Annotated in this window: 24 protein-coding genes and 1 pseudogene; 13 read left to right on the top strand and 12 right to left on the bottom strand. The window is 37.0% G+C overall.

Translation table 11 applies throughout. The features are described 5' to 3' along the window. Positions 1 to 5: 5 nt before the first annotated feature. From F6K18_RS04950 to F6K18_RS04940, 3 genes are read right to left on the bottom strand one after another with little or no spacing between them, the layout of a single operon-like run. On the bottom strand, positions 6 to 587 hold the full coding sequence (locus F6K18_RS04950) for a hypothetical protein (RefSeq protein ID WP_287519213.1): 582 nt from the start codon (positions 585 to 587) through the stop codon (positions 6 to 8). Positions 588 to 611: 24 nt separating this feature from the next. Then, on the bottom strand, positions 612 to 1,568 hold the full coding sequence (locus F6K18_RS04945; protein WP_287519211.1) for a hypothetical protein: 957 nt from the start codon (positions 1,566 to 1,568) through the stop codon (positions 612 to 614). Between the two features lie 50 nt (positions 1,569 to 1,618). After that, positions 1,619 to 2,563 (bottom strand): hypothetical protein, encoded by a 945-nt coding sequence (locus F6K18_RS04940; RefSeq protein WP_287519209.1) that lies wholly within the window; start codon positions 2,561 to 2,563, stop codon positions 1,619 to 1,621. A gap of 81 nt (positions 2,564 to 2,644) precedes the next feature. On the opposite strand from F6K18_RS04940, the gene F6K18_RS04935 reads away from it, so the two are divergent. Further along, a complete protein-coding gene (locus tag F6K18_RS04935) occupies positions 2,645 to 3,613 on the top strand; it encodes a stage II sporulation protein M (RefSeq protein WP_287519207.1) in 969 nt (322 codons plus the stop codon). Between the two features lie 776 nt (positions 3,614 to 4,389). Here F6K18_RS04935 and F6K18_RS04930 read toward each other — a convergent pair. The 3 genes from F6K18_RS04930 to F6K18_RS04920 all read right to left on the bottom strand — a co-directional run bounded on the left by F6K18_RS04930 (position 4,390) and on the right by F6K18_RS04920 (position 8,009). Next, entirely contained in the window at positions 4,390 to 4,659 is a 270-nt protein-coding gene (locus F6K18_RS04930) for a cupin domain-containing protein (RefSeq protein WP_287519205.1), read from the bottom strand. Positions 4,660 to 4,896: 237 nt separating this feature from the next. Further along, the gene (locus F6K18_RS04925; protein WP_287519202.1) at positions 4,897 to 5,517 is read right to left on the bottom strand and encodes a PAP/fibrillin family protein; all 621 of its coding nucleotides are present in this window, start codon (positions 5,515 to 5,517) and stop codon (positions 4,897 to 4,899) included. Positions 5,518 to 5,834: 317 nt separating this feature from the next. After that, positions 5,835 to 8,009, bottom strand: a complete 2,175-nt coding sequence (locus F6K18_RS04920; protein ID WP_287519200.1) for a DHH family phosphoesterase — start codon at positions 8,007 to 8,009, stop codon at positions 5,835 to 5,837. A gap of 1,480 nt (positions 8,010 to 9,489) precedes the next feature. Here F6K18_RS04920 and F6K18_RS04915 point away from each other — a divergent pair. Then, positions 9,490 to 10,266, top strand: a complete 777-nt coding sequence (locus F6K18_RS04915) for a tetratricopeptide repeat protein (RefSeq protein WP_287519197.1) — start codon at positions 9,490 to 9,492, stop codon at positions 10,264 to 10,266. A gap of 77 nt (positions 10,267 to 10,343) precedes the next feature. Next, positions 10,344 to 10,955 carry a tetratricopeptide repeat protein gene (locus tag F6K18_RS04910; RefSeq protein WP_287519196.1) on the top strand — a complete coding sequence of 204 codons (612 nt, stop codon included), beginning with the start codon at positions 10,344 to 10,346 and terminating at the stop codon, positions 10,953 to 10,955. Between the two features lie 81 nt (positions 10,956 to 11,036). On the opposite strand, the gene F6K18_RS04905 is transcribed toward F6K18_RS04910, so the two are convergent. From F6K18_RS04905 to groES, 4 genes are all read right to left on the bottom strand, one after another. Continuing rightward, positions 11,037 to 11,237, bottom strand: coding sequence for a nucleotidyltransferase domain-containing protein (locus F6K18_RS04905; RefSeq protein WP_287519194.1), 201 nt, complete (start codon positions 11,235 to 11,237; stop codon positions 11,037 to 11,039). 17 nt (positions 11,238 to 11,254) lie between these two features. Continuing rightward, entirely contained in the window at positions 11,255 to 11,398 is a 144-nt protein-coding gene (locus F6K18_RS04900; protein WP_287519191.1) for a hypothetical protein, read from the bottom strand. 819 nt (positions 11,399 to 12,217) lie between these two features. Then, a complete protein-coding gene (groL, locus tag F6K18_RS04895; RefSeq protein WP_287519189.1) occupies positions 12,218 to 13,852 on the bottom strand; it encodes a chaperonin GroEL in 1,635 nt (544 codons plus the stop codon). Between the two features lie 317 nt (positions 13,853 to 14,169). Beyond that, on the bottom strand, positions 14,170 to 14,481 hold the full coding sequence (gene groES / locus F6K18_RS04890; protein ID WP_124147414.1) for a co-chaperone GroES: 312 nt from the start codon (positions 14,479 to 14,481) through the stop codon (positions 14,170 to 14,172). Positions 14,482 to 14,976: 495 nt separating this feature from the next. Between groES and F6K18_RS04885 the strand changes: the two genes are divergently transcribed. From F6K18_RS04885 to F6K18_RS04865, 5 genes are all read left to right on the top strand, one after another. Beyond that, on the top strand, positions 14,977 to 15,474 hold the full coding sequence (locus F6K18_RS04885) for a ferredoxin (protein WP_124147413.1): 498 nt from the start codon (positions 14,977 to 14,979) through the stop codon (positions 15,472 to 15,474). Between the two features lie 449 nt (positions 15,475 to 15,923). Next, positions 15,924 to 16,574 carry a response regulator transcription factor gene (locus tag F6K18_RS04880; protein WP_124155235.1) on the top strand — a complete coding sequence of 217 codons (651 nt, stop codon included), beginning with the start codon at positions 15,924 to 15,926 and terminating at the stop codon, positions 16,572 to 16,574. Between the two features lie 599 nt (positions 16,575 to 17,173). Continuing rightward, positions 17,174 to 17,689 (top strand): NYN domain-containing protein, encoded by a 516-nt coding sequence (locus tag F6K18_RS04875; protein ID WP_287519186.1) that lies wholly within the window; start codon positions 17,174 to 17,176, stop codon positions 17,687 to 17,689. Between the two features lie 781 nt (positions 17,690 to 18,470). Next, a complete protein-coding gene (locus tag F6K18_RS04870) occupies positions 18,471 to 20,096 on the top strand; it encodes a 2-isopropylmalate synthase (RefSeq protein WP_287519183.1) in 1,626 nt (541 codons plus the stop codon). Between the two features lie 258 nt (positions 20,097 to 20,354). Further along, positions 20,355 to 20,477: a hypothetical protein gene (locus tag F6K18_RS04865; RefSeq protein ID WP_287519180.1), complete on the top strand. Its 123-nt coding sequence runs from the start codon at positions 20,355 to 20,357 to the stop codon at positions 20,475 to 20,477. 133 nt (positions 20,478 to 20,610) lie between these two features. On the opposite strand, the gene F6K18_RS04860 is transcribed toward F6K18_RS04865, so the two are convergent. After that, entirely contained in the window at positions 20,611 to 20,844 is a 234-nt protein-coding gene (locus F6K18_RS04860; RefSeq protein ID WP_287519177.1) for a hypothetical protein, read from the bottom strand. A gap of 23 nt (positions 20,845 to 20,867) precedes the next feature. Further along, a pseudogene (locus F6K18_RS04855) lies at positions 20,868 to 20,981 on the bottom strand (ISAs1 family transposase); the annotation flags it as partial. Positions 20,982 to 21,588: 607 nt separating this feature from the next. On the opposite strand from F6K18_RS04855, the gene F6K18_RS04850 reads away from it, so the two are divergent. From F6K18_RS04850 to F6K18_RS04830, 5 genes are all read left to right on the top strand, one after another. Next, positions 21,589 to 22,200, top strand: coding sequence for a transglutaminase-like domain-containing protein (locus tag F6K18_RS04850; RefSeq protein ID WP_287519174.1), 612 nt, complete (start codon positions 21,589 to 21,591; stop codon positions 22,198 to 22,200). Then, on the top strand, positions 22,200 to 22,562 hold the full coding sequence (locus tag F6K18_RS04845) for a hypothetical protein (protein ID WP_287519173.1): 363 nt from the start codon (positions 22,200 to 22,202) through the stop codon (positions 22,560 to 22,562). Before F6K18_RS04850 ends, F6K18_RS04845 begins: the two co-directional genes overlap by 1 nt. Positions 22,563 to 22,594: 32 nt before the next feature. Next, positions 22,595 to 22,852: a hypothetical protein gene (locus tag F6K18_RS04840; protein WP_287519171.1), complete on the top strand. Its 258-nt coding sequence runs from the start codon at positions 22,595 to 22,597 to the stop codon at positions 22,850 to 22,852. Between the two features lie 68 nt (positions 22,853 to 22,920). Then, positions 22,921 to 23,634, top strand: coding sequence for a hypothetical protein (locus F6K18_RS04835; protein WP_287519169.1), 714 nt, complete (start codon positions 22,921 to 22,923; stop codon positions 23,632 to 23,634). A gap of 24 nt (positions 23,635 to 23,658) precedes the next feature. After that, complete coding sequence (locus F6K18_RS04830; protein WP_287519168.1) at positions 23,659 to 24,762, top strand: hypothetical protein; 1,104 nt, start codon at positions 23,659 to 23,661, stop codon at positions 24,760 to 24,762. The last annotated feature ends 77 nt before the right edge of the window (positions 24,763 to 24,839 follow it).

Below are 24,839 nucleotides of genomic sequence, written 5' to 3'. Positions count from 1 at the left end.
GGCATTTAAAAAAAAATAAAGCGATTCAATAATGTCATAAACAAAATCAAATAAATAGCCCAAAAAGTAATTCCTACAGCTAAATAAGTTAGATCGTTATCTACCGGAAAATTTGTAAAAATACTGATAATAGCAAAAACAAATGCTATGAAAACAAAAACTACAAATGCAACTCCAATCCCAATTAAAATCCCAATTAAAAATAATCCCAAAAATGCCCATAAAAAAATCCACAGTTTCGGGGCTAAAGTCCGTCGAGTTTCACGAACAGTTTCTGGTTTATTTGCTAATACTCCAAATACTAATTTACCAATTATCGCACGATTAACAATTGATTTTGTAGTACAAAAAGCAAATAATAATAACCAAACAGGAATTAACAATAAAAAACTTGAGTTATTGGCTCGGTCGTCAACCAAAATTAGAGGTATGGGAATGATAGCTAAAAATGGCAACAAAAACCATAAAGTTGCTCTAATAGCTACACCACAATAAGACTTAAAATTATCTCGATAAATTCGGATACTAGCACTAACAATATTGCCCACGCTTAACAGTTTAGTTACTGTTATTAGATTTTGAGACATGACTAAATTTACCTTGCTACAAAATTAAATATCTTGTTTTCTTAACTGTAAATCTATACCTTCTCTACGAGTTCTGAGGTCATAGTAGACGACAGCTTTTATGGCTTGCCAGAATGGTAACAAGAATACATTACCTAATAATCCAATAGCATATCCAAGTAGAAATGATAGAAACTGAATATTTGGATTTGTTGCATCTATTGGTTGAGTGGGAGAAATAGCTAATAGTAGAATACCTTGAAGCATTGTGGTAAAAATTTGTAAAATTATCCCAACAGGAAGAGTTATCAAACCTGCTATTACTAATATAATAAAAATTCGTCTCACATATCCTTTGGTTAATTCCCAACTCCTTCCTAAAGTTTTAGTTGCCCCGGCAACTTCTTCAACCGCCAAAGGTATTTCAAGAATAAAAAAACGAGCCAATAATATAGCAAGCACAATGAATAAAATAGCTAAAAAAGTACTTCCTAAAATTACACTACCTAAATCATTATTATTTACTGACAAACCTAAAATAGTTATGATAATACCACCAATAAATGACATCAAAAACAAAAGTATAAATGGAACTAAAATTACAATTAAATAAAATAGAAAAAATGCCCATAAGAAAGACCATATTTTCGGTGCTAAACTTCGCCTAACTTCACGAACAGTTTCTGGTTGATTAGCTAATATTCCGAATACTAATCTACCAATTATTGCACTATTAACAATTGATTTTGCCGTACAATAAATAAACAATAATAACCAAACAGTAATTAATAATAAAAAAATTGAATTTGAGATATTTGCTTGACCATAAGCCAAAATTAAAGGTACAGGAATTAAAACTAAAAATGGCAATAAAAACCATAAAGTTGCTCTAATAGCTACACCAAAATAAGACTTAAAATTATCTCGATAAATTCGGATACTTGCACTAACAACATTCCCCACGCTTAAAAGTTTAGTTAGTGTTATTGGATTTTCAGACATAACTAAATTTACAACTGATAACTGATAACTGAAATGACCTTGCTACAAAATTAAATATCTTGTTTTCTTAACTGTAGACCCATACCTTCTCGACGTGTTCGGAGGTCATAATAAACTAGAGCATTTATAGCTTGCCAGAATGGTAATAAGAAGACATTACTTAATAATCCAATACTATATCCCATGAGAAATAATAGTAATTGAAAGCTGGCATCTGTTGGGTTAGCAGGAATAGTTGCTTTCAGAATATTTTCGAGTATTCCAGCAATAATTTGTACAATTATCCCAATTGGTAATGTCACTAAACTTGCGATGAACAATACAACAAAAATTCGCCCTACATATCCTTTTGTTAATTCCCAGCTACGTCCTAAAGTTTGAGTCGCTGTTATATTTTCTTCTACAGCTAAAGGCATATCAAAAACAAAAAAACGAATTAATAATCTAACTATAAAAATTAAGGCAATAATAAAAATAACAATTCCAATTAAAACTAAAACTACTATAGTTCCCACATTTGGTTGACCAGCATTTGCCATTGCAGCAATAATACCAGCCAAAATTCCAATAACCACAGAAAGAATCAGCCAAATTCCAATTCCAATTAAAGAAAATAGAAAAAATGCCAATAAAAAAGCCCACATTTTTGGCTTTAAAGTATGCCTAGCTTCACGAACAGTTTCTGGTTGATTGGTCAATTCTCCAAATACTAACCTAGCAATTATGGCATTATTAACAATTGACTTTGCCGAACAATAAATAAACAATAATAACCATGCAGGAATTAATAATAAAAAACTCGAAGTATTTGCTTGACTATAAATCACAATTAAAGGTATGGGAATTAGAGCTAAAAAAGGCAAAAAAGACCATAAAGTTGCTCGAATAGCTACACCAAAATAAGGCTGAAAATGGTCTCGATAAATTCTCATACCAGCACTAACAATATTCCCAGCACTTAGGGGTGCAATTGGCGTTGCTGAATTTTCAGACATAACTAAATTTATTTCAATTATTTGCAGTGAAAATTTTATATTTATCTTAAGCTAGCTATAGGTAGCTATTAGGAAAACTTAATGAATATTAACCGTTGGATTAAACGTAGAGAAAAAAATTGGCAGCATTTAGACTCTTTATTAAGGCAAGTAGAAAAAAAGGGATTAAAATCATTGCCCGCAGCTCAAATCAGAGAAATGGCCAGTTTGTATCGTTCTGTATCGGCAGATTTGGCCCGTGCTAAAACTCACCAAGTGGGTAATATTCTGGAGCAAGATTTGCAGAGGTTGACCACTCGTGGTTACACTCAAATTTATCAGGGAAACCAGAAGCAGGAATGGCGAGCAGTCTGGGAGTTTTGTCGTTGGGGGTTTCCAGCAGTGGTGCAAAAAACTTGGGCTTATACAGCAGTGGCGACGGCGTTTTTTTTGGTTGGTGGCCTGGTGGCCTGGTGGTATAGTTGGCAAGACCCAGTGTTTATGTCGTTGATAGTGCCAGAATCTTTGATTTCTCAAGTACGAGACCGTCAAGAATTATGGACGGGGTCAATAGTAGGAGTTGAACCTATGGCTTCTACTAATATTATGATTAATAATTTACGGGTTTCTTTTTCTGCAGTAGCTGGTGGTATTAGTGGTGGTATTTATACAGTTTATTTGTTGGTATTTAATGGATTATTAATTGGGGCAATTGGTGCTCTTGTTGGTCAGCATAATTTGGCTGTTCCTTTTTGGGCTTTTGTATTTCCTCATGCTGCTTTGGAGTTACCTGCAATATTTTTGGCTGGTGGGGCTGGTTTATTAATAGCAAGAGCTATTTTATTTCCGGGTAAATATGGTCGAGTTGATGCTTTAAAGTTTTATGGTTTTCAAGCTGCACAGTTGGTTTTTGGTGTTGTGGTGTTGTTAGTTATTGCTGGAATTATTGAGGGTTTTTTTTCGCCTAGTCCGTTAGTGCCCGATATTTTTAAATATATTGTTGGAATGGGATTATTTTTGCTTTTATGTGTTTATTTTAGTCAGGAGAAGGGAGTAGGGAGTAAGGAGTAGGGAGTAGGGAAATACAGCATATTTATCGCATAATAAATACAGAGATTAACAATTAAATATTTGTAGTGCGGGCATCTTGCCCGCGATAGGTGTATTACCAATTTGATAAATGTTTGCTACAAGTAGCTAGGGTATTTATTCTAATTTATAATTTATAATTTAGAATGCATAATGGATAGATTTAATACCATTTTTAATATTTTAAATTACTTTTTTCGTGAAATAGACTGTATCGGAAAGTATTTTTATGCTGCTTATTATTCGTAACATTCTTTTTTCAAAATGGTATATCTCACGTTTGGTGGAATCTGCTGTACGGAATAAGATATCTTTATTTCATGGAAATAAATTGCTAAAAATATTCTTACTTATTACTTAATAACTGAAATGTTCAATCAGTATCGCATTATTTTTAGGAATTACTATCAGGCAGAAAAAATGCAGAATAACTCAATTATTCAATTATGAAGTACAAATAACTCCTCCATTACTTCCGAGTAAAGTGTGAAAAATATTTTTTTTAGAGTTTAATTAAACATAGCATTTTTTTGAGAATAGGTATTATATTCTGTCTGGATAATTAGCGATATAACTAAGTTCCGCACTCTGCAAACAAAAAACTTATCCAGAGCAAAATTCCCTATTCTCTCTACTCCCTTATTTATCAGAGATGATATTAGAGATATAGCAGTCGAAGGAAAGGTTAAGACATATCAAAAGCTTAAAACTCAGACAACGCAAAATTTTTCCTTATTTCTTCTTCCTTCTTCCTTCTGCTAATAAATATGAATAGCAAGCCAAATTGTTTCTATATTTGGATCGGTTGAAATAATTTTATGTGGGGTTTTAGCTGGTATAAAAATATGACTATCTTTGACTAATTTTGTTGTTTTTTGATTAATCTCTAATATGGCAGTTCCTTGAAGCAATGTTACCCATTCATCTTCATCTTGCATAAATTCTTCACTGACGAAATTAGGGGGTGAAATTATTTTATTAATTTTGACATTTTTATGTGATAGTAAATTTTTTAATATCTCTTCCATGATTTTTGATTAAGGTTGTAGGTGATAGATTTTAGGTAGTATAAGAGGTAAGTGGAAAAATTTACAACTATGTCATTGCGACTGGAACGGAGTGGAAGGAAGCAATCTCAAAGGTTTCAATTACATTTAGGAAATATCATCAAGTTTAAAACTCAGACAGCACCAGATTTTGGTTCCTTCTTCCTTAATAAGATAACTAAACCCCTCTTCCTTCTGCCTTCTGCCTCCTGCCTTCTCCTATACAACTTTATTCAGAATAAATAAACTTTCATCCCCTCCACGTCCAATTCTTAAAGTTTCGTCTAAATAAGTAATATCTAGTGTAGCAATTCTACCTTGAGGATTATTAGCTGCTACAACTTTAAAGGGATTTAGTTTAGGAGTATTAATACCCACAATTTTCTCAATTGCCAAATAACGTTTATCAAAATAAACATTGATGCGTTTATCTGCTAAACCAGATGTATCTATAGCTGGTTCAAAACTAGCAGTTACTTTGACATTTCCTAATATTAATTTCAGAGGATGTTGTACTTGGGCTTGATTAAAAAATACTTTATTAGCAATATCAATTACTTGATAAACTTTACCTACTTGTAAACCCAATGGTAGGGAATCTAAAGAACGAATTTCTCTCGCTGTAGAGTATTGCAATTGCCAAGTTCCATCTAATAAATTAGTCGCGTGGAGAAGAGGTTGACTATGAGGATTGAGATTTTCTAATTCTATTGTTAACTGTTCAATTTCTGCAACTAAAGTTTTATCTAACTTCAAGTTCGTAACAGGAGAAACATCATTTTTAGTTTGAATATTTTTGATTTTTGCTTGTAATTTTTCTTTCAAGAGTTGATTATTCATTTGATTAAAAATTTATAAAATACTGAGAATACTATAAACGAAGGCAGAGGGCAGAGGGCAGAGGGCAGAAGTAACAATTGGTTGGAATGTTATATTATGTCCAGTTGAGTAATTAGATTTTAGGGGAAGGAAGGTAGAAGGCAGAAGGTTTTTTCCCATTGCTACATTAATTTTATATACAAACGATACTACCAGATTGGTATTAGGAGATATAAAAAGCTTAAAACTCAGACAAATCAGATTTTTCCTTCTATCCAAGATAAGATAACTAAACACCCTCTTCCTTCTGCCTTCTGCCTCCTGCCTTCTGCCTTCTACTATAACTTTAAAGCATTCATAGCTGCTTTAATTAAATTAAAAAAACGAGCATCTGAAACATCTACTTGTTTAGCACTATTACGAGTTTTACCTAACAAACCTATTTTTTGCCCCTTTTGAATTGCTAATACCTCTCCACGGGAATTTCTAATTCTTAATTCTTGCACATCTCCTATCTGATAAAGACTGCAACTATAAAGGCGACTATTGTAAGAAAATTCTGCCTTTTGAGGAAAATTTTGAGGCGAAATTGCTGAGTTCCTAGAAACTTCCATCGGCAAACGTACTCCTAATAATTCCAACTCAATATTACTCTGACCATTCCAAGTATTTTCCCGCATTTTATAAGCAATATCTACCACCGAAGGTAAAGGAAAATAATCCCCCCAACGCCAAGCGATCGCCTGAATTTTTTCCCCTTTAATCAAAGTTAATTTAATATGCCCCTTACCCACAATTCTTTGTTCAGAAATTTTGACATTCCGAGTCCAAAATACAGGATATTTATTTTCAATTCCACAGGGATGAAGTAAATCTATTTGACGATATAAGTCAAAACTTAACTCCTGAATTTCTGCCTCCGCATCAATACTAATTAACGGTTTTAGATGCTGAACTTCTAAACATTGATGAGCAAACTCACTCAGACGGGAACGAAACTTATCCAAATTTTCTGCCGAAAAAGAAAAACCACCAGCCGCTCTATGACCACCATACTTTCCTAATAGCTCATCGCAAAATTGTAACGCCTCAAAAACATCAAACTCAGGAATGCCACGAGCAGACCCACGAATTATTTCTTCCCCCTCCTCCTCATAAGCACCAATAAAAACAGGCACCCCATAACGCTCCACCAACCGAGAAGCAACAATACCAATAACACCATGATGCCATCCCGGTTGCACCACCACCAAAACCCTTTCCTCCTGTAAATTTATCTGACTTGACTCGCACCAAGCGATCGCCTCTTGTTCAATTTCCTCACATAACAGTTGTCGTCGCTGATTAATTTCTTCACATTGCATCGCCCTTTCCAAAGCTATTCCCATATCATCCGTAGTCAAAAGCTCAATCACAATTTGTGGGTCAGCAATACGTCCCACTGCATTGATGCGCGGGCCCAGGCGAAAACCAATATCATCAGGTTTAAGAGATTTTTGATGATCTTTTGATTTTGGGTTTAATACCCTGCTGTCTACAGAGTGCTGAAAATTGCTTGAGGTTTGAGTTCCCATCAACTTTTCTCCTCTTCCCTCTTCCTTCTTCCCTCTTCCTTCTTCATAAGTTTCCTGTTCCCTGTTCCCTGTTCCCTGTTCCCTTGCTTTGACACCAGATACCTGAATTAACGCTTGCACTCCTGGTAACTGGGAGTGAGGCAAATATTGTAACCCCCGTTTCACCAAGCGACGGTTTACTCCAGTTAGAGGTGCCAAGTCAGCAATAGTACCCAGGGTAAATAATTCTAAAAGTGGCTTAATTAAACCTTGGTGTTTTCCCAAACGTTGCGCTAGAGATACCGCCAAAATGTAAGCAACCCCCACTCCTGCCACACCGCGATAAGGAGAAGTTTCTGAAATAAGTTTGGGGTTGAGGATAGCATGAGCTGGTGGTAGTTTCGGTGGAATGTCGTGGTGGTCAGTAATAATAACATTTACACCTAATTCCCTTGCCCTAACAATAGGTTCATAAGCAGCAATACCATTGTCTACAGTGAGGATGAGATTTACTCCTTCTTGATGAAACTCCTCAACAATGCGTTGGTTAATGCCGTAACCTTCCTGCATTCGACTAGGAATAGCATAGTCAACTTTTGCCCCTAAATGTTTGAGAGCGCGCAACAATAAAGCAGTGCTAGTCATGCCATCTGCATCATAGTCACCACAAATAGCTATTTTCTGTTCTTGAGAAATTGTAGTTTGTAATAAGTTGAGACTAATATTTAAGTCGGGAAATTCTTCTATTGGTAGAGGCAGTTTTATTGACTCAGGGTCTAAAAATGCTTGTGCTTGGTCTATAGTAGAAATATCCCGGTTAATTAATGTCTGGGCTATTAGGGGTGATATTTCTAGAGTTTTGGCTAGTTGTTTAGTTATTTCTGGTTGTTCTGGATATATTAACCACCTTTGGTTAGGTAGGTTTTGCTGTTTTGGTGGAAGGGGGAAATTATTTTGCATATTATTTAGAAGGAAGAAGGAAAAAAAGGAAAAAGTGCGGCCATCCTGCCCACTAATACGGGAGCAAGATGCTCCCACTACCGTGTCTCGTAACAAATATAATTACAATGCACTACCACCTTAATTGTTTATATTCAGAATCATATTATACCAAGCGTGAAAAAAGAATACTTAACTTAAGTGAAATTTCAATTATCAAGTAATTAACACGCTAATTCAACAATTAATAATTAATAATTACCTCTCCCCTACTCTCCCATTCCCCCACTCCCCTACTCCCTCGCTCCACCGCTCAAAAAAATGTAGCAAACATTTATCAAATTGGTATTATTAGGAGTAAATAATGTTCAAAAGCTTAATTAGACAAAAATATTTCAGACTAATACTGTTCCGGAACAGTTATAACCAATGCTTGCTTCATTGATTAAAAAGCTGAAATGCTGAAATGCTCATAGCTTATTATTAGGAGGAAAAATTTTCAAAAGCTTAATCAGACAAAATATTTCAGACTAATACTGTTCCGGAACAGTTATAACCAATGTTTGCTTCATTGATTAAAAAACTCAAATTCTCAATTGCTCAAATGCTCATAGCTTATTATTAGGAGGAAAAATTTTCAAAAGCTTAATCAGAAAAAATATTTCAGACTAATACTGTTCCGGAACAGTTACAACCAATGTTTGCTTCATTGATGAAAAAGCTCAAATACTGAAATGCTGAAATGCTGAAATGCTGAAATGCTGAAATGCTCATAGCTTATTATTAGGAGGTGAAATTTTCAAAAGCTTAATCAGAAAAAATATTTCAGACTAATACTGTTCCGGAACAGTTACAACCAATGTTTGCTTCATTGATGAAAAAGCTGAAAAGCTGAAATGCTGAAATGCTCAAATACTCATAGCTTATTATTAGGAGGAAAAATTTTCAAAACTTTAATCAGACAAAAATATTTAAGACCAATACTATTCCGGAACACTTATCACCAATGCTTGCTTCATTGATTAAAAAGCTCAAATGCTCAAATACTCAAATGCTGATAGCTTATTATTAGGAGTCAATAATGTTCAAAACTTTAATCAGACAAAAATATTTAAGACCAATACTATTCCGGAACACTTATCACCAATGCTTGCTTCATTGATTAAAAAGCTCAAATGCTCAAATACTCAAATGCTGATAGCTTATTATTAGGAGTCAATAATGTTCAAAACTTTAATCAGACAAAAATATTTAGAAGCAATACTGTTCCGGAACACTTATTACCAATGCTTGCTTCATTGATTAAAAAGCTCAAATGCTCAAATACTCAAATGCTGATAGCTTGTTATTAGGAGTCAATAATGTTCAAAACTTTAATCAGACAAAAATATTTAGAAGCAATACTGTTCCGGAACACTTATCACCAATGCTTGCTTCATTGATTAAAAAGCTGAAATGCTCAAATACTCAAATGCTGATAGCTTGTTATTAGGAGTCAATAATGTTCAAAACTTTAATCAGACAAAAATATTTAAGACCAATACTATTCCGGAACACTTATGCGGTTAAACTAGGTCTCGCTTATATCTTTACTTTAATTGGAATAATTATCCCTCATCATTACGTTTTAGCTCAAACTACTACAGAATATTATGCTGCTGTGAGTGAGGATAAAATTATTAATAATGACTCGGAAAATCAAGATGCTTCTGTTTATTTTAATCGGGGTGTCGATAAATATAATGATGGAAATTTTCCCGGAGCTTTGAATTATTTTAGTAAAGCTATTGAGCTGAGACCGGATTTTATTGAAGCTTATTATAATCGTGGTATTTTACGAATTGAATTAGCAGACTATCAAGGAGGAATTGAGGATTTTACTAATGTGATTAATCTCGATCCTAGTTGCAGAGAAGCTTATTATAATCGAGGAAGTATTAATAGTATTATTGGTAATTATCAAGCAGAAATTGCCGATTTCAACAAAGTTATTGAAGTAGAGCCAAATTTATTTTATGTCTATAGTAATTGTGGTGTTGCTCGTTCTGGAATAGGAGACGAACAAGGTGCAATTTCTGATTTTTATAAAGTAATTGAATTAGAGCAAAATGCTGTAGATGCTTATAATAATCGGGGAATTATTAGGCGGAAATTAGGAGATCATCCAGGAGATATTGCTGATTTTTATAAAGTAATTGAACTGAAACCTAATGATGCTAAAACTTATTTTATCTGGGAGTTACTAGGACTGAATTTGGAGATAAACAGGGTGCAATAGAGGATTATAATTGGGCAATTAAAATTAAGCATGATTATGCTGAAGCTTATCTAAATCGAGACAATATTTGGCAAAATATGGGAAATTATCAGCAGGTAATAGCAGATTTTTCTCAAGCAATTAAATCAAATCCTGAGTTAGCAGATGCTTATAATAATCGGGGTAATATCCGTAGTTTATTGGGAGACTACTGGGGTGCAATTATTGATTACAACCGGGCGTTAGGAATTGAACCAAATTTACCTGATGCTTACAATAATCGAGGGAATGCTTATAGTTATTTTGGAAATTATCGGGAGGCAATTTCTAATTATAATCAGGCTTTAAAACTTAATCCAGAACTATTTTTTACTTATCATAATCGGGGAGCTGCTTATTTAGAATTAGGAGATTATGAAGCCGCTTTAGGAGACATTAATCGAGCGATTGAATTGCAGCCTAATTTTGCTAATGCTTATGAAAGACGGTCAATATATTTCATTAAAAGTTCAATTATTTTATTAATTACTTCTGGTTCCATACTAATTAAAATCTCTTCTTCTGTAACCAGAGTTCAATACTTTTTTCCGAGACTTACGAAACTTAGCTGTATCTGCATAAATCTTCCAAGCTTTGATCTGAAACTTGATAAAATCTCCCGAATTTTTTTCATAGATAAGTTTCCCATCTCGTGCCACATGAAAACTTAATAATGGGGAACAGTGATTAAGCTCCACAATATCAATAATCTCACTGTTAATTTGAAAAATATTTCCTAACTTTTCTGGAACTTAAAACCAAGCAAAAGCATTATTTTCTATATGATTTTTGCGAATTTCGTTATCATAAACTACAGCAAAATCCCAGTCACTTTTGGCGTGAGTATCCCCTCTAGCGCGAGAACCAAATAATACCAATATTTTTAGATAAGGGATTTTTTCTGGTAGTTGGAGACAGCGGTTTTTTAAGTCGGAAAACGATTGTGTTTTCATAAAAATTTCATTACTTATTATCTTGTTATTTCTACACCGTAAGCAAGACAAGCAAAAATATCCTCTCGCTCAATACCAGGATCTTCTTCAAGTAACTCCTCAACAGTCGGTCTACTGCAAGCTAGAGGGAAGTATAGAACACTTACTCCCCACTTCCTCAAGTAACCACAATTAACCGTGACAATTAACTGTCTCGTGATTCTAAATCAAAGTAATCAGCGACCTGCCACTCCAAAATGATGAAACAGATTGAATAGTTATTGTATAGTTGGGAGTAGGGGATATTGAAGTAATTATAGAATTATCAACATACATTATATTACCGGATTTTATATGAGATGGTAATCAAATATAGCATTACTATTCAGAAATGGTATTATATCAAATCTGTTTAATTCGGTATAAAAAAATGTTCCAACCGATGCGTCATTCTCAAATCTTTCTCAATATTCCCCTCCTGGGAGGGGTTAGGGGTGGGTCCCCATCTCCCTATCCCTATTCCCTAAACTTGTAAAACTTCGTACCTCATCAACTCCAAAACTGCTGTAAAACTAAGACAACAAAACTGCTGTAAAACTAAGACAACGCAATATTCTTCCTTATTCCCTCTTCCTTCTTCCTTCTTCCTTCTGCTATAAAAAAAAACGGCGTTGGTAAATCAAGAGATGAAACTTTCAGACTAATCCCCTTCTGACTCACTCTAAATTTTTAACCAGAGTAAGTAATAGGTATCACCCCTGCTAAAAAATCATCTTACTAATTACCAACCCCAAAAAAACAAAATCACCCCCAATCAATGGAGGTGGTCTAAACACAATACACACTATTTATAGCAGTCAAAGTAAAGGGGGCAGACAGATCAAAAGCTGAAAACTCAGACAACACAATATTTTTCCTTCTTCCTTCTTCCTTCCTTCTTTTGCCATACACGAACAAATTGGAGAGGGGCAATTCTCAAATTACCCCCCATCTCAAAAAACTTAGTAATCGAAATCTCCACCGCCCATACCAGCGCCAGCAGGAGCACCTTCCTTGGGTTCAGGTTTGTCAACAACAATACACTCAGTTGTCAACACCATACCAGCAATAGAAGCAGCGTTTTGTAGAGCAGAACGAGTTACCTTAGCAGGGTCAACAATACCAGCTTCAAACAAATCTATAAACTCGTTAGTAGCAGCATTGTAACCAGTATTAAAATCTTTCTCTCTCACGCGCTCGGCAATCACAGCACCATTCTGGCCAGCATTTTCAGCAATGCGCTTTAGAGGAGCTAACAAAGCACGACTCACAATTAAAGCACCAGTTAACTCTTCTGCTTGCAAATTCTCATTTGCCCAATTTTCTAGATCGGGAGCTAGGTGAGCTAGAGTTGTACCGCCACCAGGAACAATACCTTCTTCTACAGCAGCTTTAGTTGCGTTGATAGCGTCTTCCAAGCGTAATTTGCGGTCTTTCATTTCTGTTTCAGTAGCAGCACCAACTTTGATTACAGCTACCCCACCAGCTAACTTAGCTAAACGCTCTTGTAACTTCTCTTTGTCGTAGGAAGATTCAGTTTCTTCCATCTGACGGCGAATTTGGTCGCAACGAGATTTAACTTCTTTTTCGTTACCTTCAGCAACGATGGTGGTGTTTTCCTTAGTGATGTTGATGCGACGAGCTTTACCAAGCATATCTAGTTTGGTGCTTTCTAGTTTCAAACCAGCATCTTCAGTAATAACTTGACCGCCAGTTAATACAGCGATATCTTCTAGCATCGCTTTACGGCGATCACCAAAACCAGGAGCTTTCACAGCAGCTACATTCAACACACCCCGCAAACGGTTAACAACCAGAGTAGCTAAAGCTTCTTTCTCAATATCTTCAGCTAAGATTAATAAAGGTTTGCCAGAACGAGCTACTTGTTCTAACACTGGTACTAAATCTTGTACTAAAGCAATTTTCTTATCAGTAATTAGAATCATTGGTTCTTCGAGTACCGCTTCCATCCGCTCCATATCTGTTGCAAAGTAGGGAGAGATGTAGCCTTTGTCGAAGCGCATACCTTCAGTAATTTCTAGTTCGGTCTGCATTGACTTCCCTTCTTCTAGGGAAATTACACCTTCCTTGCCCACTTTATCCATTGCTTGGGCAATCATATTACCCACTTCTTCGTCGTTACCAGCAGAGATGGAACCAACTTGAGCGATCGCCTTAGAATCTTCAATTTGACTAGCGTGAGATGCAATTTTTTCTACCAAGAAACCTGCTGCTTTATCAACACCGCGCTTGATGGCAATGGGGTTAGCACCTGCAGCTACGTTCCTTAGACCCTCTTTTACAATTGCGTGAGCTAAAACGGTGGCTGTAGTAGTACCGTCACCTGCTGCGTCATTGGTTTTGGAAGCTGCTTGACGAATTAGAGCAACTCCTGTATTTTCAATATGGTCTTCTAGTTCGATTTCTTTAGCGATTGTCACACCATCGTTAACGATTTGAGGAGCGCCAAATTTTTTCTCTAGAACTACGTTCCTACCTTTTGGACCGAGTGTTACTGCTACAGATTCAGCCAGAATATCCATACCTCTTTCGAGAGCGCGACGAGCATTTTCGTTGTAGATAATACGTTTAGCCATAGTTGTAATTCTTATTGATTAGTAATTGTGGATTTGACATCTCCAGGGGTTGAAACACCCTGAATTCTGTGTAAAAAAACACCACAAAAGGGATAAATCCACTTTTGCTTCCAGCCTGTCAACAGACTTCTAGACTCCTCGGGATAGACAAAAATCTATCTGTGAGCTTGCTTTGAGAGTGGTTTCACTCAAGGTATTGGAGCAATCTTCTCGCTGCTCTATTTGTTATTTTGTTGATAATTAGTTGTTTTAGCACTTTGGCAAACATCAAATAGGTCGAAGAAGTTTGCTAGTGCTATGGAACAACTTGATAATTCTTAGTTAACAATTGCGAGAATATCTTTTTCTGCAAGTAGCACATACTCATCGCCACCGAGTTTGATGTCTGTTCCGGCGTATTTGGAGTACAGCACTTTGTCTCCGACTTTAACTTCCATTTCTGCGCGGGAACCATCGTCATTGCGCTTACCAGGACCAGCAGCAGCAACTTCTCCTACTTGGGGTTTTTCTTTTGCATTGTCAGGTAGAAGAATACCACCTGCTGTTTTTTCTTCAGCTGCACTAACTTTGACAAATACGCGATCGCCTAAAGGCTTAACAGTAGAAACACTCAATGTTACGGCTGCCATTGTTTTCCCTCCAGATAAATTTGATTTTTCCTGAGAGGCTAGAATCTGAAGCTAAATTACCGGCTTCGTTTTCTTTTTTAGCACTCTCACTACCTGAGTGCTAATTTAGCTGAATAGGAGTTGCCATTGCAACTGATGAAACTGTACGGGTTCCCGAACTGAGGGATTTGGTTTTTGGTGGTGGTGCATAGTAATGGTAAAGGAAGCACCGGGAGTGTGGGGGAATGGGAGATGAGGAGTGTGGGAGAAATTAAAAAATATGTATCCTACAATTACCATGCAGGACTATCGGTTTTTTGTGTCAAAAGTCCAAATTAAATCGCCAAAACAACATTCCTCTCAATTGAATTGAGCTTTTTAAATTAGGACAGTAGGCTAAAATTATCTGAGTAAATCGAGAATTTCACCGTCAAAGTCATTTATTATTTAAAATAGGACATTTGACCAAAAAGACAATATCCCAAGAAGTTCGTTGGAAGGTGTGTCGAAAATTTTATGACAGATAATATATCATCTCAAAAAACCGATAAATCTGATGGGACTAACTTCCAGATAGCTGAATGCCAGGAAAATTATCAACTGGACGATATTGACCAAGATATTTGCCAGGAATCCCTTGGTGTTTGTATCCAATCTCTGGGACTAAGTAAAATTCAGCGACATATTTTTATTTGTGCTGACCAAACAAAGCCTAAATGTTGTTCAACAGAGACTGGTTTAGAGGCGTGGAATTATCTCAAAAAACGGCTCAAAGAGTTAAAACTTGATCGGGTTAACACTGATTTACCTGGCTATATATTTCGCACTAAAGCTAACTGTTTACGAGTTTGTTGTCAAGGTCCAATCATGGTTGTTTATCCTGAAGGAGTATGGTATCATTCCGCAACTCCTCCTGTAATTGAAAGAATTATTCAAGAGCATATAATGGGCGATAAACTTGTAGAGGAATATGTTTTTCTAACTCATCCTTTGCCCGAATCAATGATTATTTGATCAAATAGCCTTAGTTGATTCATTCGCTAATACTCATAAATCATGGACATTTACTTGACTGCCAAACTCAAAAGTTCAAAGTTAACAATTAGTAACTAATAGTTATCAATATAAATTATGATAATATTAGTAGCCAATACTGTCAAATTTTCATATATTATTAAAAGTAGTGGAAGTTATTTTTCACAAATACAAAACTATTATCTAGTTATATATATCTAAATATTGTAGAACTATTGATTGAGTCTAAAATCTATAATTAATAATAGATAGGGGCATAATTTCTTTAGATCATTAGGTGCAGTCCAAGCCCTGTGGCTAAGGATATATATTAATTTAAAAGAAAGTAGCAAACTCGCCCTACTTCCTTAATCTTTTATGAAAGATGTGGTTTATACCTGTCTTTGAAGTTAATGTTTGCGGGAATTAAAGAAAGTGAGTTCTTCATTATGAAGGAAATTAATACTACAGACCAAAGACGGTTAATGTTGGTTGATGATGACCCTAATTTAATTTTATTAGTCAAGGATTATTTAGAATTTCGTGGGTATCAGGTAACAACGGCAGAAAATGGCCGAGATGCACTAGAAAAGCTGGAAAATGAAATTCCTGAGCTAATTATATGTGATGTGATGATGCCAGAAATGGATGGCTATACCCTTGTGCAACACATCAGAGAAAACCCAGCTACAGAATGGGTTCCAGTTCTATTTCTATCTGCCAAAGGTCAAAGTCAAGACCGAGTCAAAGGTTTAAATACTGGAGCTGATGTCTACATTGTCAAACCATTTGAGCCAGAAGAACTCGTAGCTCAAGTAGAATCTTCCCTGAAGCAAGCTTCTCGCCTAATTAAACATCAAAATTCTGCCATGGTTAGTAATGGGCCAAAAATCAAGGTGCGCAGAAACGTAGAATTAACTCCCACAGAGTTAAAGGTAGTCCAACTTGTAGCCCAGGGGATGGCAAATCGTGACATTGCACAATTGATGGAAGTTAGTCAAAGAACGATTGAGAGTCATGTAAGCAATATGCTTGGTAAAACTGGTCTACACAATCGGACAGAATTAGCTCGTTGGGCGATAGAAAGTAAAAAGGCTTAGGTATAATTACCCAGGAATTTATCGGGGTGTAAGTCTTTATCTTGATGTAATTTGTATATTTGAGGGCTGTAATTTTGTACTGCCCCAGTTTTTCTATATTCCGAATTTTATATATAGCAGTCGAAGGAAAGGGCGCAGACAGATCAAAAGTTTAAAACTCAGACAACGCCAGATTTTTCCTGATTACTTCTTCCTTCTGCTATACATAGTTTTTATTAAGTCAATTGTTTTTGATTTGACTGAATTATTAGAATATTGGACGAATCAAATCTTCAAAATATGGCCTTAATGAAAAATTATTGTCTTATATTGAAGATATGGAAGGGGATCAATTAATTTAATAAGTATAAAAAGTATTTTTTTACAGAAAAAAGACTAAAATAGATAGTATATAACTACTAAAATTATTAAAATTATTAGTAGAGAAAAATATTATCGGTTTATGATATAAGGGTGATTTTTTGCAGTTTAAATCTGAAAAATACAAGTAATAATATTAGTTTATCTAAATTAAAAATAATTGCATTGATGATAGGAATATTACTAAAATAATAGATTTAGACTGAATTATCTAAAATCAATATTAAACTTAAGTTTCTATGAATAATTCCAAGAACCGTCTTTCTATATTTGTTGACGGGAATAATATGTTCTACGCTCAACAAAAAAATGGTTGGTTTTTTGACCCAAGAAGAGTATTAGAACATTTCAACAAACCAGAAGTCAGACTAATAAATGCTTTTTGGTATACAGGTTTAAAAGACCCACAAGATCAAAGGGGATTTAGAGATGCTTTGATTAGTTTGGGTTATACAGTACGCACTAAAATTCTTAAAGAATATTATGATGATGTTTCGGGTCGCTATTCTCAAAAAGCTAATTTAGATATTGAAATTGTAGTAGATATGTTTAATACAGTAGACCAATATGACCAAGTAGTTTTATTTAGTGGAGATGGGGATTTTGAAAGAGCTATAGAGCTACTGCGTTCTAAAAATACTCATATCACAGTTGTATCAACGGAGGGAATGATTGCTAGAGAATTACGAAATGCCACAGACCAATATGTAGACTTAAATGATATTCGCGACCAAATAGAAAAGGCAGAGTATTAATTAATAATTAATAATTAATAATTAATAATTAATAAGGAAAAAAATATCAATTTCTTTGAGAATGCACCAAGTCAGAAGGCAGGAAGTATTAATTGAAGAAGGAGACAGGAGACAGGAGACAGGAGACAGGAGGAAAATTACATGGGGATTCTCACCCCAAGTAATTTTGAACACCGTGTAGACGGTGGGGTATTAAACCCACAAAGAAAATGATAAAAAATATCTACTTGAAGAACAGCGTATTTGATATTAGTGAGGTACACCAGTCGCGGGCAAGATGCCCGCACTTGTATTCACCTTACCATTTATATTTGTACCTCATATATAGTCATTCTGAATAAGACTGGAACACTTTATTTAGCTGAAACTCTTTCAAGGCAAAAAACCTTTGTCCCAATCTTAACTGGAATGACTATATCTGCAATCTGCTGTAAATATCTTCCTAGAAAACTCACAAAAATTAGACTAAATTTACGTTTAATTTAATTAAAAAACGTTTCGGTCCGGAATGCTCCGCAAATAGTATTTCAGCCTTTAGCAGTTAGCTTTTGATCAGGGGATACGCGACCCCTACTAAAATGAAATGACAAGCTAGAAGTCGGGGATTTAAACCAAAGCTTTTAGTACGCTGAAAGCTGAGTGCTGTTTGCAGAGCATTCCGGTACGGAAAATGCTGATAGCTAGTTAATTTAAACTATATTCACTAGTTTGTAAGACAAGGTAAGATCGAAAAAAGCTCAAGGCTAATTGCTGTAAAATATTAAACTATAAGGGAAAAATAATGACAAGTAATCAAGACCGAATTATTATTTTTGATACGACTCTCCGGGATGGGGAACAATCTCCTGGAGCAGCTCTCAATATAGATGAAAAATTGACTATTGCTCGGCAACTATCTCGCCTGGGAGTAGATGTGATTGAAGCTGGTTTTCCCTACTCTAGTCCTGGAGATTTTGAAGCAGTACAAAAAATTGCTGAGACAGTGGGTGTAGAAGGAGGCCCAACAATCTGTGGTTTGGCAAGAACGACTCGTGCAGATATCGAAGCGGCAGGTAAAGCTCTTAAACCCGCAGCTAATGCTCGTATTCATACTTTTATTGCTACTTCCGATATTCACTTAGCTTACAAACTTAAGAAAACTAGAGAAGAAGTATTGGCGATCGCTCCTGAAATGGTGGCCTATGCTAAAACCTTTGTAGATGATGTAGAATTTTCTCCTGAAGATGCAGGTCGCTCTGACCCAGAATTTCTCTATCAAGTATTGGAGGCGGCGATCGCTGCTGGAGCGACTACGGTGAATATTCCCGATACTGTTGGTTATACGACACCTGCTGAATTTGGGGCACTTATCCGAGGTATTAAGGAAAACGTTCCTAATATTGACCAAGCTATTATTTCTGTTCACGGTCACAATGACTTGGGTTTAGCAGTCGCCAACTTCCTCGAAGCTGTGAAAAACGGTGCTCGTCAACTGGAATGCACTATTAATGGTATCGGTGAGCGAGCTGGTAATGCTGCTTTGGAAGAGTTAGTTATGGCATTGCACGTCCGGCGACAATATTTCAATCCTTTCCTTGGTCGCGCACCAGAGTCAGAAGCAGCACTTACTAATATTGATACTCGTCATATTTATAAAACATCTCGTCTGGTTTCTAACTTGACAGGAATGTTTGTGCAACCAAATAAAGCTATTGTCGGTGCTAATGCTTTTGCTCATGAGTCAGGTATTCATCAAGATGGGGTACTCAAGAATAAGCTTACTTATGAAATCATGGATGCTGAGTCCATCGGTTTGACAGATAACCAAATAGTCTTGGGTAAACTTTCCGGTCGTCATGCTTTCCAAACTCGTCTCAAAGAACTTGGGTTTGATATTTCTGATGAAGAGGTGAATAAAGCTTTCCTCAGATTTAAAGATTTGGCAGACAAAAAGAAAGAAATTACAGATTGGGATTTGGAATCTATTGTTAACAGCGAGATTCAACAACCACCAGAACTCTTCCGTATAGAGTTGGTACAGGTTTCCTGTGGCGATCGCTCTCGTCCCACCGCCACAGTTAGTATCCGGACTCCTAATGGGGAGGAATTGACTGATGCTGCCATTGGTACTGGACCTGTGGATGCTGTATACAAGGCAATTAACCGAGTGGTGAATGTGCCTAATGATTTAATTGAGTTTTCTGTGCAGTCGGTAACTGCTGGCATTGATGCTATTGGGGAGGTGACTATTCGTTTGCGTCATGAAGGACGGGTGTATTCTGGTCATGCTGCTAATACTGATATTATTGTGGCATCAGCTCAAGCTTATATAAATGCTTTAAATCGTTTGTATGCAGCTTTGCAAAGTGATGTGAAGAAAATACATCCGCAAAAGAGCGATCGAGCAGTGGAAGTGGTAACTAATTAGGGTTTGCTGAAAAAATCTTTTGGTAAGGGTAGGAGTCAACCCACCCCTAGCCCCTCCCAGGAGGGGAAAGACCGAGTCAGGAGAAATGGGAATTAATGGGGAGTGTGGGGAGATAGAGACCCACCCCTAACCCCTCCCACTCCCCAGGGCTAATTCATTGTCGCCAGAGAAAAATATTGAGAAGTGCAATAGTGACGTGATGGTCAAGTATTCCATGGGTGTTTTCCCTAAATTATCACCCTTAAACAGAAAAAATTTATGTCACAGAGGCAGTCGCGATCGCCAACACCAGAACTAAGGGCCAATGGAGAACTAGAGCGGAGCGATCGTCTTTCTCTGAGCAAGTTTCAACTTTCAACCAGTGCAGAACTAGATTTATAGAAGCAGAAAAATCTGCTCGAGGTCGTGAGCAATGGTACGAATCGCAGTAGTAAGGGAAGAATAACCATGAAGGCGACAGATAGCGATCGCTAGCTGACGAATAACGGAAAAATTAGCCGCTGCAGCGCAGTGTCTAATTATGGCTTGCTGATTCAATATCAAACCATTGACTGATATTGGTTTTAGGCTTTTTATGTCTTAAAAAAGTATGAGCTTTTCGGTTGCTCTGGTTAAAAAAGTGAGGATTTTCACCGAAGCACGCAGCCGAAAAATCACTCTGACAATTCTTACTCCTACCTCCTCGCTCCCGACCCATTTCTCCTGTCTCCTGTCTCCTGTCTTCTACCCCAGCAAAAAGACTTTCCATACGCAAACCCTAATTAGACTGGTGTCTTCACCAAAGACTACATCCTTAATCCAATGTAGTCGATTCTCAATTCCCCAATGTCCCTGAATTCCTACTGCAAATTCTGCTGCACTCAATACTAGACTACTAATGTAGTAAGCTGTTTGATGATAGCCAACACCAGCTCGTGTACTAGGTACGCTCTACTCTAATCACAGACTTAACTCCCACCCACTCAGAGCTGATTCCCAACAGATTATTAAACACAGATACTGTTCTAGAAATCACACGATTTCTACATCTTTGTCCTGAAATATCAACACTACAAGGTTTGTGATGGATAACGTCTTCCTCTGGTAGCTCTAAAATCTGGTAACTGGGCCAATAAAAGTAACAAGTTCATTTCCATCTGATGGTTAAAAAGGAGAAACAGTTAGCTTAATAAATAGTTTACTGTTATTTTGCACTCCTCAATATTTTTCTCTGGCGACAATGAATTAGCCCTGCTCGTGAGGGGTAGTTATCAATCATTGCCTACCCCATCATATTGAGTGGATACAAAAAATCTGTATTTTTTACAGGGCTTTAATTATTGAAAACCTTATCCAGCAATAGTTTTTAGGTGCTTGTCACTCCGTGAGATTTTCTAGATAGTACCTCAAATATGCTACCTCATTCATACGACCAAGATTATGTGACTGGCGTAGAGGAGCTAACATTTTATAACCTAAGAGCAATGGGTAATGAAATGGCGAGGTTTCTCCGATGAGGCGATATGTTGCTCCTCCCTTCAGGAGGCCAAAAGTCTACCTGGGTTATATCTCGAAAGGATATCTAGGAACACAAAAAACATTAAGACATATTAAAGCACTAATCCGAGCAGGAGCAAAAAACTTCTATGTCCGGCAAAAAGCGATTGATATTTTGCTAGCAAAAAATGTCCAACCCAAGGATTATCTGGGGGAAATTAAAGCAATGTTCAAGTGGGTTCAGCATAATATTCGCTATACCAAAGATCCGTTTCGCGTGGAGATGCTTCATTCAGCATTTCGTATGTTGCAACTTCGTGCTGGAGACTGTGACGATATGACTATTTTGCTAGGGGCAATGTTGGAGTCTATTGGACACCCAGTGCGACTGGTATTAACAGGACCAGACCCGAAACGTCCTCGACTTTTTACCCATATTTACTTGCAGGTCAATTACAAAGATCGCTGGATTTCACTAGATGCAACTATGCCTTATGCAATGGGCTGGGAACCCAAAACGTTTGTCAAAAAAGTTTTTCCAATTGAACGAAACCAAAGAAGGCAACAAATGTATCGACTACCCATTTATCCTTACAGTTTTCAAACTACTATACCGGAGGTGTGGTAATGCCTCCTAGACATCCTAAGTTTCTGAATTTAGATGGATACATTAAATATCCTCAGTCATTCCATAGCACTAGATTTAGGAAAGGTATTCACCAGGGGGAATCTTTATATCAGCAATTTAATCAATTTGAAGCATCTCATATCGTCCGCATCAAATATCCCCGCTTGATTCCACCTGTAGTAGTGGAACTAGGTGAATTGGTGGGTTTAATTTATCGCTCAGATAAATGGCAACCCGGACAACCCCACCCCTATATCCATTTGATGCAAGATCCACCGTGTTTAGTCAGTAACGTCGAAGGAACACAACTCTATATTTTAGGAGGAAGTTACCGTATTACAGAACACGGCATTGAAGGCTAAAAATGAATAATCAATCCAAAATCTAAAATAGAATGACTTGGGGACAACCACTTGGACTTGATGAGTTAATGATTATCAACCCTGGCTTACCTAGTTCAGAAACTTACTTCTTGGGTGATGACGGAACTGTTTATCAACTTCAAGAAATAGACGACGAATTTCCAGGTATCGGGGAATTGTTTTTAAGTGATGACGGTATCCTATATCAATTGCAGAGCTATAGATTACCGAATCAAAAGCGACGAAGAAGAAAGAGTTCCACTTGTCGCTGTCGCAGAAAATCATACTGAGTCTTTTAATTAACCAGTAATTACGGATTTGTCACAACTGTTTTGTTACGCAACACAGGAGGTTGCTAATGGGAAAATATCAAGGCGTAAAAGAAAAGCTACATTATCCAGTTTACGATGCCTTTCTAGTTCCTGGAGAACCGGAGGGTAAGACATTCATGGAGTCCATGACTGACCCACGTATGGTTCGGTTCTTTGTGGATGTACAAAATAAAACTAGATTGGAAACTAACTTGCAATCTTCTGGTGTCCTTCCTAGTTTGAATACTTTTGAAGCTAGGGCAATGCGGATTGTGGTTAGCCCTTCACCAGTAGAAGTCGAATCTACCAAAATTCAAGAGGCTGCTGACAAGTATTGCACAGTGGCTAATGCTACTCAAACAGATACAGCAAAAAAAGAAGAAGCGAGAAAAACTCTAATTAGTGAAGTTCAGGCTGAATGCGATCGCACTTGTGCTGGAGCCAGCTTAATACTATCTGAGTTGATTTACAACTCTGTAACCACATTACTTGTGGGTGAAAAAATCATGATTGAAATGCCCACTTGGTTCTTTCCTGGTGGTGCTGGAGTACATCCAGGTAGTGGTAAAATTTCTAACCATGGTGAACCAGACCCCATGGCAACATTCCGTTTTGCAGAACCAGTAACCATTGAGCCACAGCAAAACTTTCGGGTTGAAATGCTTTTCCCTCAAGGAGTTCCCAAAAAATTGGCTCAAGTCAAAGGAGCTTTCAGAATTTGGGTAGTCCTAGATGGCTATCTCACAAGAGATGTACAGTAATTTACCACTTACGGAGATAAAGCAATGAGATATCCAGACGAAGATATGAATCAAATGATGGGAATTGGTCAATATTTAGGAGAAATACGCCAAGCTCCAGATGGGAATTTGTACCAATGGGTTGAAGGTATTGACGGCTTAGGAAGACGTGGTGGTTTTTGGAAGCGAGCCAAACGAAGAGCTAAAAAGCTTGTGAAAAAGGTTGCCAGAATGACTCCAGCTGGTCAAGCTCTAAGATTGCTGCCCGTTGCCAAGCGAATTGCTCGACGTCGCGCTCGGATGGCTGGCTATGAGGGTATTGGAGGGCTTTATGAAGCACCAGATGGTTCGATTTATCAAATGCAAGGCATGGGAGATTATGAAGATATAGATGGTATTGCAGCATCAGAAGAACTTTATGGTTTATCAGAAGATGACCTGACTGAAATAATGGGGATAGGTACCCTAGGTGAAATCCAACAAGGTCCTGATGGCAATTTGTACCAGTGGACCGAAGATTTAGAGGGTATAGATGGCTTGGGAAGACGGAGAAGACGGAGAAGAGGCGGTCGCTGGAAACGCTTCAAAAGACGTTTTAAACGCGGATTGAAAAAAGTACGCGGTGGTGTAAAAAAAGTTTTGCGTAAAGCGCTCCCCGTGGCTTCCACTGTAGCTACTTTCTTACCTCTCCCTGGTGCAAGGGCTGCTGCTGCGGGAATCAGGGCTGCAACTCCACTTTTACGTCGAGCTGGTTTTGCTGGTCTTGGAGAACTCTATGAATCCCCAGATGGTACTCTCTACCAAATGCAAGGAATTGCTGATTATGAAGAAATTGACGGTTTAGCCCAAGAGGATGAATTAGAAGGCTTGGGACAAGAGTACGAGATGGAAGGTTTTGCCGATGACCACGACGATATTGATGGTTTTGTAGAAGAAGATGATGAGTTGGAAGGTTTTGCTGATGACTATGATGATATTGATGGATTAGCAGAAGAAGATGAAGAAGAACTCGAAGGATTAGGACAAGGTTATGTCCAGCACCAGGACAATATTTATGGTGTAGAAGGTTATGTACCTCATCGTCCACCAGCAACCCGGTGGTTTAAAGAACCGTCTCAAGTCCCAAAAATATGGGAAGCACCTTGGTAATTTTTGATTTTGTCAGTTCACCGGGGTCTACCGTTACTAAAAAAACAGTTGCTAACCCCGGTAATTCTCACCGAATT

The sequence above is a fragment of the Okeania sp. SIO2C2 genome (genome assembly GCF_010692625.1).
Taxonomy (GTDB): Bacteria; Cyanobacteriota; Cyanobacteriia; order Cyanobacteriales; family Microcoleaceae; genus Okeania; species Okeania hirsuta.
This window is presented reverse-complemented; position numbering and strand designations above follow the sequence as displayed.